Origin of the sequence: Psychrobacter sp., from assembly GCF_030454045.1 — a bacterium.
Lineage (GTDB): Bacteria > Pseudomonadota > Gammaproteobacteria > Pseudomonadales > Moraxellaceae > Psychrobacter.
This window is the reverse complement of the sequence record NZ_JAKDJE010000088.1, coordinates 1-11054: the sequence shown is the minus strand read 5'-3', so window position 1 is coordinate 11054 and position 11054 is coordinate 1. Positions and strand designations below refer to the sequence as shown.

The window sequence follows — 11054 nt, the reverse complement described above, 5'->3', positions numbered from 1 at the left end:
TTGGTAACCCGCCTCTTCAGTTTGATTTGCTTATTTCAAGTTGAGAGTGGGGTATCTATAAAGGATCTTTTATGAGTAAGCCTGCTGCACCATTTACCCCTCTCAATATTGCGGTCTTGACTGTTTCTGATAGTCGTACGCTGGCAGAAGACACGTCAGGTCAATATCTAGCAGATAGCTTGACCGAAGCAGGGCATCATTTGGCAGACCGCCAGCTGATTACTGATGATATTTACCATATTCGCGCCGTGATTAGTGGTTGGATTGCCAGTCCAGACGTGCACGCAGTGATCACCACGGGTGGTACAGGGTTCTTTATTAGAGATAGCATGCCAGAAGCTGTCAGCGTACTATTTGATAAGACGATTGATGGTTTTGGTGAGATGTTCCGTTTGATCTCAAAAGACGAGATTGGTATGTCTACGGTGCAGTCGCGGGCAGTGGCTGGTATGGCCAATGGTACCGGTATCTTTTGTCTACCAGGTTCATCTGGCGCGTGCCGTACAGGGTGGGGAAATATCCTAAAAGATCAGTTTGATAGCCGTACTCGTCCGTGTAATTTTGTGCCGCATTTTTTGGCACAAAACCCCAGTCATGACTGATTTATAAATAATTGATGATAAATGATTAAGCCATGACGGCTATTTAACTAAAACTGACAGGCAATGGCATCATGACAGCGTGCTCAGACAGTTCGGACAACTTGGCAGGTATAGTTATTTTAGCTGGCGGAGCATCCAAACGTATGGGAACACCAAAGGCGACGCTCACTCTGCCGACAGGTGAGCAGCTGCTAAATTATCATGTGCGTCATGCCAGCGAGTTGCAAGTTCCTATTTTGATTGCGGATAATGGGCGCGGCTTTTATATTGATTTAGATGCTACTTTGAACAAACCCAGTTCGCCTGTTATGCCTATTGCTGACTACGTTTCTGATTTTGACGCGGATAATAATGAGCAGATTCGTACAGGTGGTGCATTGGTCGCTATTGAATCAGCATTGCAAACATTGGTTGGTTTGAACGATTCAGAGGCATCAAACAATCAGAACGCATCGTGGCTATTGGTGATGAGTTGTGACAGCTTAATACCCGCCACTGATCTATGGCAGAAATTGCAACAAGCGATTATTCCAGCCGCTGATAAGCGCGTTATTTGCTTAAAAGATGACAGCCACTTATATCCGTTACTAGGGCTATATCATTTAGACATTGAACCTGATTTGAAAGCTTATATTGATAGTGATCAGCGTCGAGTTATGCCATTTATTCAGCCGATGGTGCGGACTGTACCATTTACCAAGGCGTGGCAGCATTTGACCAATTTTAATATGCCTCAAGAGTTTGAACAGGCGTGTGCCGCGCTACCAAAATAATAAAAATACTAATAAAGAGATTACTAAGAAAAGGCGATATCAATGAGTAACAGCGTTCAGACAGATCATCAATCTGCTTTATCACATTTAGATGGTAATGGTGACATCACGATGGTCGATGTCAGTGGCAAGACTGCAACGACGCGAGAGGCCAATGCAACGGGACAGGTTTGTTTTCCGAGCGAGATTTATGCGCAAATTAAAGCGGCTGATGGTATGACCAAGAAAGGCAGCATCACGCAAACGGCACATATTGCCGGTATCATGGCTGCCAAGCGTACGCATGATCTGATACCGCTTTGTCATCCGCTGCCGCTAGATAAGATTGGCCTCACCTTTGTGTATAATGATGCGCTGAGCAGTATTACCGTCAGTGCGGTGGTCAAAGTCACGCACAAAACGGGGGTTGAGATGGAAGCGCTAACCGCCGTGAGCGTTGCCTGCTTGACTATCTATGATATGACCAAAGCGCTATCGCATGACATCTTTATAGAGGATATTCACCTGATTAAAAAGACAGGTGGCAAGTCAGATTATCGCCATGCTTAGCGTAAAAAGTATCATTAAAGCACAGAGATATATCGCATATTAAGCAAGGACGCTTGCAAAAAAAGGAGAAGTTTATGAGTGTTATTGAGACAAAAGCTGATATCGAATCAACGATGGACATTAATGTCATGTATTTCGCCAGTTTGGCAGATGAGGCTAACTGTCAGCAAGAGACTGTCAAATTACCCCAAGACACCTCATTGACTGAACTGTACGAACAGCTTAGTCAAAAGCATCGTTTTAGTCGTCCGCAATCAGAGCTGCGGGTGGCAGTGAACGATTACTTCGCCAAATGGACCGATCAAATCAATGACGGCGACAGCGTAGTATTTATCACGCCAGTTGCTGGTGGTTAAACACATATTTATAAGCGGCTATAGCGCCACAATTAGTGTAAATAGAGAAAAAAATGACAGATAACATCCATAACCACTCAATGACCATCAAATGCAGTACCGATGACGCTTACCTTATCGCTGAGCGCGATGGTTTTGCATTGCTCGATATTGCCATCGATGAGGATAGGCTCAAAAGTACATTGGACGATGACAGCTGCGGTGCGTTTGTTTGCTTTGAAGGGCGAGTGCGTAATCATAATAATGCCACGAGCGTTGATCGACTTACTTATTACGGTTATGAAGACTTAGCAATCAACCAAGGCCGCGCCATTATAGAAGAAGCCAAAAAGCGTTTTGAGATCACTCATGCCATAGCGATACACCGCATCGGCGCATTAGAGATTGGTGATGTGGCAGTGTGGGTGGGAGTGGTGTCGGCGCATCGCTATCCAGCATTTGATGCGTGTCGCTGGATATTAGATACCATCAAAGCCGACATTCCTGTGTGGAAACAAGAGTATTACGAAGACGACTCGTCTAAATGGCTCAGCAATAATGGGTAGGTCACTAGCTGCTATTAGTACCTCTGTGTGTTTGCTATTGGCATTAAGTGCTTGTACAGCAGATAACAGTACGAATACAGAATCGGCGACTGCGACAAGTGCTGAGCACCAAACCTTACGTATCGCTGCGGCAGCCAACTTATCTGATGTCTTACCCAGCATTATTGACAGTTATCAGGTGGATCATAGGGTTTCTGATAGTACCTCTGATAAAAGTGACTTAGATATTGACGTTACTTACGCGTCATCTGGTAAGCTATATGCTCAAATCAAGGCAGGAGCCCCTTATGATATATTCTTGTCTGCCAATCAAGAGTTTCCGGCAAAGCTTTCTGATGACAAGCGTGATAAATCTGTACAACCGTTTACTTATGCCAGAGGTCAGTTGGCGCTCTATAGTGTCACAAAACCTTTGAATGATTTTACGCCAGCATCGCTTCTTGACACGTTTACAAGTGCTAGTTTCACAGATGATAGCAAGATTTCTATTGCCAATCCTGAACTCGCCCCTTATGGGGCATCTGCAAAAGTTTATCTACAATCACAAAAGATATATGACAAACTAAATGCACAGAAAAGCCTGATACAGGCAGAAAATATTGGTCAAGTATTTCAGTACGCCCATACAGGTAGCGTAGATTATGGGTTTGTGGCGCAGTCTCAACTCGTTGCGATAAAAGCCAAACCTGAGCAGTTTATTACTGTGCCAAAAGCATCCTATCCAGCCATCTTGCAGGATGGTATTATCATTAATAATACAGTCCCAGCAGCGGCGTTTACTGATTACTTGCGCTCGGATGCAGGACAACAGCACTTCGCGCAAGCAGGCTACCTGCCCATTCAGTAATCCGTTAGACTAAACTCTCTACCTATAGAACGAGCCGTGACATTATATGATCGATCAGTCTCTTATGTCAGATATGCTCAGTCCATTTTGGGTGAGTATTAAGCTCGCTTCTGTCACGACCTTGTGCTTACTGTTGTTTGCGACCCCTGTTGCTTATTGGCTTGCCAAACCAAGTCGAAAGAAGGCAGTTGGGCGTTTCAAAATTCTGCTCATGGGCATCATTGCCATGCCTCTGGTGCTCCCGCCTACGGTTATTGGCTTTTACTTATTATTACTGCTAAGTCCAAGTATGGGTATCGGTAAATGGCTGTTTGAGCACAATATTAGTCCGCTTGTTTTTACCTTTGAAGGTCTGGTGGTTGGGTCTATTATTTACTCACTGCCTTTTTATATACAGCCTGTTTATGCACAGTTTTTGCGTATTCCCCAAAGTGTCACAGAAGTCGCGCATCTGTTAGAACCCAGTCGCCTGCGCCGCTTCGTCAAGGTAGCCTTACCGCAAGCGCGCGTGGGTATTATTTTAGGTGGTTTGATAAGTTTTGCTCATACCATTGGTGAATTTGGTGTGGTTTTAATGATAGGGGGGAGTATCTCAGGTGAGACCAAGGTAGTGTCGATTGCGATATATGAGCAAGTTGAAGCGCTCAACTATGAGGCAGCGCATATGATGTCTGGTATTTTGATTATCATGGGCGTAGTGATGGTGGCGTTGATTGCTAGTGTGAGTCGCATGAGTCAGCGTCCATAATACTAAAATACCTGCACGCCCGTTGGATGATTATAACTATTGCGAATACAAAATAGATGCTTATCGAAAGGTAGTTATATTAGAAGGAACATAGACAAAAAACACAAACACAAAAAAACCCCAAACAATCTAATGTTTGAGGCGAAACTTGCTTAAACTTAACAGTTTAAATTCGTTTTAAATATGGCGCAGCGGACGGGACTCGAACCCGCGACCCCCGGCGTGACAGGCCGGTATTCTAACCAACTGAACTACCGCTGCTTAGGTCGTTTAGCTTTTTTTGCCACAAGCTAGTAAGTGGTGGGTGATGACGGATTCGAACCGCCGACATTCTGCGTGTAAGGCAGACGCTCTACCAACTGAGCTAATCACCCTGAGCGAGGAGCAAACGAAGCACTGCTTCGTCCGAGCGCAAGAGAATTTACATTTTTGTAAATTCTAGAAGCTCAGTACCTAATACAAGGTATAACTTCTACTACAAGAGAAATTCTTTAAATAGAATTTCTGTATTGCTTCATTAACATTAGCTGTCACACTCAATGTTAATTTATCAGCTGGGCTTATCTAAGTAAGTCCTCTTGCTGTGGGTGTGTATTATATAGATTTACACTTGGCTGTCAAATGTTATTTTGACTATTTTATGAAATAATCGGAAATAAATTTTTAATGGTATTAAAAACAGTAATATATGGTAGATACTTACTTGTATTTTTTAGAGGCAGGTTATGATTGTTAGCAGTTGTTTGACAGCGAAAAGCTACTATACTACGGATACTTTGTTTTTTGAGCATGAATGATGGAGGTTGGCATAGATATTTTTCTGATTGGGCAGATCTTTACCAACTGGACGTGGGGAGAGTACGCAGGTCTAGGTCTGATATTTCATATTATACTGATGATTGTTATGACGTTACGCGTTGTATCAGTGCAGCGTAATATTGGTGTATCCATTGCTTGGATTGCAGTGCTTTATACCGTGCCCGTGTTCGGTCTGATTGCATACATACTACTAGGCGAGCCGATGATTGGACGACGCTACCGTGAGCGCGTGGATCAAGCAAGCCTCATGATGAATGACATGGCACGGCGCGAGCATCTGGTGTTTGATAAAGGACAAGATCTGCTACCCATCAAATACCGCGGTGTGAGCCAAATAGGAACGCGCTGGACAGGGTTTGGGGTGTTTCCTGACCATCAAATGCAACTGCTAACAGACCCTGCATTGATTTTTCAGCGTTTGATAGAGGATATCCACGCCGCACAGCGGACCGTCTTTATGGAGTTTTATATTGTATATCCAAAAGGACAAGTGCTCGATGTGATAGAAGCGCTGTCCATAGCGGCTCAGCGCGGCGTTGAGTGTCATATATTAGCTGATAGCGTAGGCAGTTTTAGTTTTATTAATAGTAGTGCCCATCATAAGTTAGAAAAAGCGGGTGTTTTTGTCCATCAATCGTTGCCAGTAGGTCTATTAAAGACACTATTTAAGCGCTCTGATTTACGCAATCATCGTAAGATGGTGGTCATCGATGAGTATATTGGCTATATCGGTAGCTTTAATTTGGTTGATCCACGGTTTTTTAAACAAAATAAAAACGTTGGACAGTGGATTGATGTGGCCATACGAACGGTCAGTCAAGAGGCTATCAGTATCAATACGGCAATGGCCAAAGTTATTGTTACTGATATCGGCGCTGAAAATAATGACAATCTTGCTGAGCTACATCAGCGAGTTAACAATTACACGCGTAAATTGTATGTGATGGACCCAACCATTAACGATTTGAATAGTCGAGTAAAGGTGTTGGGAGATACGATTGATTATCATGAGCAGCCAGATATCGGTAGCACTTCAATTGTGATACCAAAGATGCCTGTCGTAGATAACGTGATGGCACAGCTCATACCGTCAGCACCGCAGCTGACAGCGCATGTGATTTACAATACGTTAGTGACTGTGATTCACCGTGCCAATAAGCGCATACGTATCACCACCCCATACTTTGTACCCGATGAGTCGCTATCAGGTGCACTGACGATAGCGGCTAAGCGCGGCGTTGAGGTGACGATTATTGTTCCTGAAAAAGTCGATTCGTTTTTGGTGCAGCATGCTTCTCAAGCTTATTATCAAGAGCTACTGGATGCTGGCGTCACCATTGCGCTATTTCGAGGAGGGTTGCTACATGCGAAAACCGTGGTTATCGATGACGACTACTGCCTGTTTGGTACGGTCAATATTGATATGCGCAGTTTTTATTTAAATATGGAAGTCAGCTTGGCGATTTATACGCCAGAGATAGTCGCTCAAGTGGCTGACTGTCAGGAAGTTTACTTACAGAACTGTCGTCTCTTGGATAATGAGGAGTGGCAGCAGCGCCATGGGTCAAAACGCTTATTTGATAATGTTGTACGCTTGTTTAGTCCTTTATTGTAGCACGCTCAATTTTAGGTTAAGGTAACCTATCCGTGTTTCTTATGCTCATATTTTCAATCATTATCACTGCCTCTATAATCAACTTATCTAAAAAAGGACACGCCTGTCTATGTCTGCCTCGCCCTTAACACCACTCGATTATATTGCAGAAGGCTACTGGCAAGATTTTTTAGCTGGGCGTCCTGTTGCAGGTGGTATCGCTTATGAGACAGCGCTACATGATTGTGCGCTGGATGAGTCGCTTGAGAGCTTACAGCGTATCGACACGTTGTTATCTCAGGTGCGCCGTGACATAGTGAAGGGCGGTATATGGGATGAGGCGAAATTACTGGTCGATGAGCACTATCGCAACTTTATGGTGTTTTTGGGATTTTATGCGGGCCGCGTATTGGCACAGCAGTGGCAAAATAAGCCCCATTGGTATGGGCAGTTTGAGCTACGCAAACGCTATCCTGAGTTGTCATTGATTACCGATGACTTTTATCAGCATATGGCCGTTGGCTATGGTGATAATAATGCGGCTACTGATGCGCTGCCTTTATTTTTTCCTTTAGAGCCAATAGGGCTGCGTTTATTTGGCAATATTGATCGGCCGTTTGAAGCGGTACAAGGGGGACAGGCGGCGAGTGGACTATACCAAGCAGTTAGCGCAAGATTGCCAGATTTATCGGATCAAGCGAGTAATCCAGATACTCTTAGTTATTTAAAGACTGGGTCAGCAACGCATAATACGATCCAAAGCATTCACTCAACGACAGATTTGAGTACGACTATCAGTACAAGTCAACCTGCTAGTCATTATGAGGCATCAGAGGACGTACCAGTAAATAATGAATTCGATGATGTTAATATAGTATCAGCCAATATCGAGCGCCCTTCTGCTGCAACTACTGTATCTAAACCATTAGTGAGTACCGCACCGCGCCAACCAGAGCTTCAAATAAAACCTGAGCTGACGAAGGTAGAATCGCCAGTTATTAAATCTAAGTCATTTGTGAAAACCCCACCGACACCAGAGCTATTTACCCAGCTGCTCATAGAGTTAGATGAGATTGAGGTGCCGCAAACAGCAGGCGTGACTGAATATCAGCAGGCTTGCAAAGTCCTCGATCAGTTTGAGCGGCACATTGCCAAGCAGGACAAGCCACGAGATCAATTGGTCTTTTCAGACGATCATATAGCAGCAAAAAATAAAGCATTGCTAGCATTACAGGCGGCTGCAGAAGCGGGTAATACGGCTGCCATGCTGCGCTTAGCCATGTATGAGTTGCTTGGCGAAGGACTCACGGCAGATGACAAGGACGCTAAAAAATCTGGTGTGGAATGGGTGAAGCAAGCCGCTAGCAAAAACGACAGCCGTGCCCAGCGCTTACTTAGCAAGCTCTACTATCAAGGTGTTGGTATTCCTCAAGATATAGATAGTGGTAAATACTGGCTAGAGCAAGCGGCTGACAATGGTCATGTAGAAGCCAAAAACCTTGTATATCAATGGGAGCAGGCGCAGGCGCTGATCACGACGCAAAAACAAGAGCAGCACAGTATCAAGCGCTATCAGTTACTGTTTGGTGCAGTGATCGTGGTTGCGGTACTGATACTGATTATCGTCTAATCGCTATTTACTCAGTAAACTTTTAAAAGTTTATGGTTACGCGCTGATTTCAGGTAGAATTGGCGCGTTTTTATATTTACCTTTCTGCTGTTTGATTCATCACTAATCTGGGCTACTCCATGCCATCATCTCATACCCCATCTGACGCCTCGTCCAACTCCACTGATACCATGCTACTAGACAATAAGCCACTGACTGATCGTGCGGTGTATCAGACGCCATTTTATTATCAGTTTCTGATCGGTGTGTTAAAGCCGCTATACCGTCTGCAAGTATGGCGGCGCTCTCACAAACGTGACAATTATCAGCAAGAAGTGGCGCAGCGTTTTGGCAAACAATATCCACCGCGTCCAGCGATTACTGGTCACAGTAATAAAGGTGTGATTTGGTGTCATGCGGTATCGTTGGGTGAGACCAATACGGTTGCACCTTTATTAGACGCATTACTGGCTAGTGGCTATCAGATATGGTTGACCAACACCACGCAGACAGGTTTTGCTCGCGGTGCCAGTCGGTTTGCAGATGCAATCGCTCAAGGTCGTATGAGTCACAGCTATGTCCCCGTTGATACTCCTGCCGTGATTGAGACATTTTTGACGCATGTACAGCCTATCGCCGCACTGTTTGTCGAAACTGAACTATGGGCGAATATCTTGACCAAGCTTGCTGAGCATCAGATACCAAGTATCTTAGTCAATGGTCGTCTCTCGGCGTCTTCTTTTAAAAGTTATCAAAAAATCGGTGCGGTGAGTACCAGCATGATGAAAAACCTTGCGCTCATCATTGCGCAAGACAGCGATTCTGCCAAACGCTTTCGTCAATTAGGGGCGGATAGCGCACAGATCCGCGTGGCAGGGTCGCTAAAGTGGGTCATCAATACGCCTAAAATTGATGTGGAAGCTATCGATTCCGATAATTTAGCTGTTGATGCAAAAGATGCAAGTGTGCAGATACCCTCTAAAAAAAATGCGCTTGCTAAAAAAAATGAGCTGGCAAAAGCGTTTGCGATAGCAGGCCGACCAGTTTGGGTGGCAGCAAGCACTCATAACGGCGAAGAAGAGACGGCGCTATCGTTACATCAGCAGATCTTATCGCAGTCATCACTAGCCAATACGTTGCTGATCATCGTGCCTAGACATCCTGAGCGTTTTGATGAAGTTGCAGCATTGATCGAAAAGACTGGTTTAACAATGGCACGGCGCAGTCTTGATGAGGCCATCAATGCAGACACGCAAGTCTATCTGGCGGACAGCATGGGGGAGATGATGACTTGGTATACACTGGCAAATGTCGCATTGGTTGGAGGGTCGCTAGTAGACATAGGCGGACACAATCCAGTTGAACCTGCGAGCGTGGCAACGCCTATTATCATGGGTCGTTACACCCAATCGTGCCAAAGCGTGGTCGATAAGCTGGCCGAGGTAGGGGCTTTATATCAGCCAAACAATGAGTTTTATCGTCCAATGACGATAAATAGCTCAAATGAGTGCGCTAAAAGTACAGTAAATCATCAACCAGGTACTGATAGCACTGATGACATCGCACTTATTTGTCAGCAGCTAGAGGCTTGGTTAAATGATTTACCATTGGCGACGCAGGCAGGACAGGCGGGTGAGACAATAACCGTACAACAGCAAGCAGTGTTGACTCGTCAGTTTACGATGATTGAGGACGTTATTGAGCAATATTTTCCTCAAAATTTAGGGCAAGAGATATTATGAATTGTATATTACTGCCCGTTGAAAATTTCTCCACAAGTAAAGCGCAAATCAATGACGTGGTGCAAGTCGATCACGTGAATAACATACTGGGCGCAAAAGTTGGTGATACGCTCAAAATAGGGCAGCTAGGTGGCAATCTTGGTACGGCTGTCATTGAGGATATTGCTGCTGATAGTATTCAGTTATACGATGTTCAACTCGGTATTACCCCGCCTGATAAACTGGATCTAACCGTGGTTTTAGCATTGCCACGGCCCAAAGTATTGCGGCGTTTGATCATGGATATGACGGCGCTTGGCGTACGCGACATCGTGCTTGTCAACAGCTATCGCACGCAAAAAAGCTATTGGCAAAGTCCGATGCTTGAGCGTCTTGATGAGTTTGTATTAGAAGGGTTGCAACAAGGGGTTGATACGATTGCACCTCGTATTACGCTACAAAAACGTTTTAAGCCATTTGTCGAGGATACGCTTACCAGTTTGGTGAGTAATCAAGCCATCGTTGCACACCCTTATGCTGAGCAGTCATTTTCTGAATTTCGACAATTAGATACAACATTAGAACTGCCCAGTTTGGTCTGCATCGGTGCTGAAGGCGGTTGGATCGATTATGAGATAGCGCTACTCGCCGCACACGGGTGCACGCCAGTACATATAGGGCCGCGTATCTTGCGTACAGAAGCGGCGGTCAATGTTATGTTAGGGCAATGGCTGCTCTAAATTGGTTTGGTATTCGTTAATATATTTGCCATTCCCAAGAGTGCAGGAGTACAAAAACACAAGAGCTGTTTTGGGTACAACTTAGCTTTAGAAAATGACTAGGGCGTGTTGAACATTCGCAAATAGGCACTGCTGATCGCTAAAATTGTTC

General features: G+C 44.7%; 11 protein-coding genes and 2 tRNA genes. 11 read left to right on the top strand and 2 right to left on the bottom strand.

All coding sequences use genetic code 11. The features are described from left to right. Nucleotides 1-71 precede the first annotated feature (71 nt). From moaB to modB, 7 genes are all read left to right on the top strand, one after another. Nucleotides 72-602 (top strand): molybdenum cofactor biosynthesis protein B, encoded by a 531-nt coding sequence (gene moaB / locus L0G63_RS12360; protein ID WP_301450928.1) that lies wholly within the window; start codon nucleotides 72-74, stop codon nucleotides 600-602. Nucleotides 603-673: 71 nt separating this feature from the next. Then, on the top strand, nucleotides 674-1375 hold the full coding sequence (locus L0G63_RS12355; protein WP_301450927.1) for a molybdenum cofactor guanylyltransferase: 702 nt from the start codon (nucleotides 674-676) through the stop codon (nucleotides 1373-1375). Nucleotides 1376-1417: 42 nt separating this feature from the next. After that, complete coding sequence (gene moaC, locus L0G63_RS12350; RefSeq protein ID WP_301450926.1) at nucleotides 1418-1924, top strand: cyclic pyranopterin monophosphate synthase MoaC; 507 nt, start codon at nucleotides 1418-1420, stop codon at nucleotides 1922-1924. A gap of 74 nt (nucleotides 1925-1998) precedes the next feature. After that, a complete protein-coding gene (locus L0G63_RS12345) occupies nucleotides 1999-2280 on the top strand; it encodes a MoaD/ThiS family protein (RefSeq protein WP_301450925.1) in 282 nt (93 codons plus the stop codon). A 53-nt stretch (nucleotides 2281-2333) separates the two neighbouring features. Next, a complete protein-coding gene (locus tag L0G63_RS12340) occupies nucleotides 2334-2825 on the top strand; it encodes a molybdenum cofactor biosynthesis protein MoaE (protein WP_301450924.1) in 492 nt (163 codons plus the stop codon). Further along, entirely contained in the window at nucleotides 2818-3672 is an 855-nt protein-coding gene (gene modA, locus L0G63_RS12335; protein ID WP_301450923.1) for a molybdate ABC transporter substrate-binding protein, read from the top strand. The genes L0G63_RS12340 and modA overlap by 8 nt, the downstream gene beginning before the upstream one ends. 46 nt (nucleotides 3673-3718) lie before the next feature. Further along, the gene (gene modB, locus L0G63_RS12330; protein ID WP_301450922.1) at nucleotides 3719-4420 is read left to right on the top strand and encodes a molybdate ABC transporter permease subunit; all 702 of its coding nucleotides are present in this window, start codon (nucleotides 3719-3721) and stop codon (nucleotides 4418-4420) included. Nucleotides 4421-4604: 184 nt separating this feature from the next. Here the strand turns inward: modB and L0G63_RS12325 are convergent. Then, nucleotides 4605-4681 (bottom strand) — tRNA-Asp (locus L0G63_RS12325). Nucleotides 4682-4718: 37 nt separating this feature from the next. Beyond that, a tRNA-Val gene (locus L0G63_RS12320) sits at nucleotides 4719-4794 on the bottom strand. Nucleotides 4795-5213: 419 nt separating this feature from the next. Here L0G63_RS12320 and L0G63_RS12315 point away from each other — a divergent pair. The 4 genes from L0G63_RS12315 (at nucleotide 5214) to L0G63_RS12300 (ending at nucleotide 10903) form a co-directional block, all read left to right on the top strand. Next, nucleotides 5214-6854, top strand: coding sequence for a cardiolipin synthase (locus tag L0G63_RS12315; protein ID WP_301450921.1), 1641 nt, complete (start codon nucleotides 5214-5216; stop codon nucleotides 6852-6854). 109 nt (nucleotides 6855-6963) lie between these two features. Next, the gene (locus L0G63_RS12310) at nucleotides 6964-8463 is read left to right on the top strand and encodes a tetratricopeptide repeat protein (protein WP_301450920.1); all 1500 of its coding nucleotides are present in this window, start codon (nucleotides 6964-6966) and stop codon (nucleotides 8461-8463) included. 119 nt (nucleotides 8464-8582) lie between these two features. Then, nucleotides 8583-10184 (top strand): 3-deoxy-D-manno-octulosonic acid transferase, encoded by a 1602-nt coding sequence (locus L0G63_RS12305; RefSeq protein WP_301450919.1) that lies wholly within the window; start codon nucleotides 8583-8585, stop codon nucleotides 10182-10184. Beyond that, nucleotides 10181-10903, top strand: coding sequence for a 16S rRNA (uracil(1498)-N(3))-methyltransferase (locus tag L0G63_RS12300; RefSeq protein ID WP_301450918.1), 723 nt, complete (start codon nucleotides 10181-10183; stop codon nucleotides 10901-10903). Before L0G63_RS12305 ends, L0G63_RS12300 begins: the two co-directional genes overlap by 4 nt. The last annotated feature ends 151 nt before the right edge of the window (nucleotides 10904-11054 follow it).

Excerpts from the sequence above, each read along its gene's own strand:
- modB (WP_301450922.1), top strand. The coding sequence starts at position 3,719 with ATGATCGATCAGTCTCTTATGTCAGATATGCTCAGTCCATTTTGGGTG.
- L0G63_RS12315 (WP_301450921.1), top strand. The coding sequence starts at position 5,214 with ATGATGGAGGTTGGCATAGATATTTTTCTGATTGGGCAGATCTTTACC.
- modA (WP_301450923.1), top strand. The coding sequence starts at position 2,818 with ATGGGTAGGTCACTAGCTGCTATTAGTACCTCTGTGTGTTTGCTATTG.
- L0G63_RS12310 (WP_301450920.1), top strand. The coding sequence starts at position 6,964 with ATGTCTGCCTCGCCCTTAACACCACTCGATTATATTGCAGAAGGCTAC.
- L0G63_RS12305 (WP_301450919.1), top strand. The coding sequence starts at position 8,583 with ATGCCATCATCTCATACCCCATCTGACGCCTCGTCCAACTCCACTGAT.
- L0G63_RS12340 (WP_301450924.1), top strand. The coding sequence starts at position 2,334 with ATGACAGATAACATCCATAACCACTCAATGACCATCAAATGCAGTACC.
- L0G63_RS12345 (WP_301450925.1), top strand. The coding sequence starts at position 1,999 with ATGAGTGTTATTGAGACAAAAGCTGATATCGAATCAACGATGGACATT.
- L0G63_RS12300 (WP_301450918.1), top strand. The coding sequence starts at position 10,181 with ATGAATTGTATATTACTGCCCGTTGAAAATTTCTCCACAAGTAAAGCG.
- L0G63_RS12355 (WP_301450927.1), top strand. The coding sequence starts at position 674 with ATGACAGCGTGCTCAGACAGTTCGGACAACTTGGCAGGTATAGTTATT.
- moaC (WP_301450926.1), top strand. The coding sequence starts at position 1,418 with ATGAGTAACAGCGTTCAGACAGATCATCAATCTGCTTTATCACATTTA.
- moaB (WP_301450928.1), top strand. The coding sequence starts at position 72 with ATGAGTAAGCCTGCTGCACCATTTACCCCTCTCAATATTGCGGTCTTG.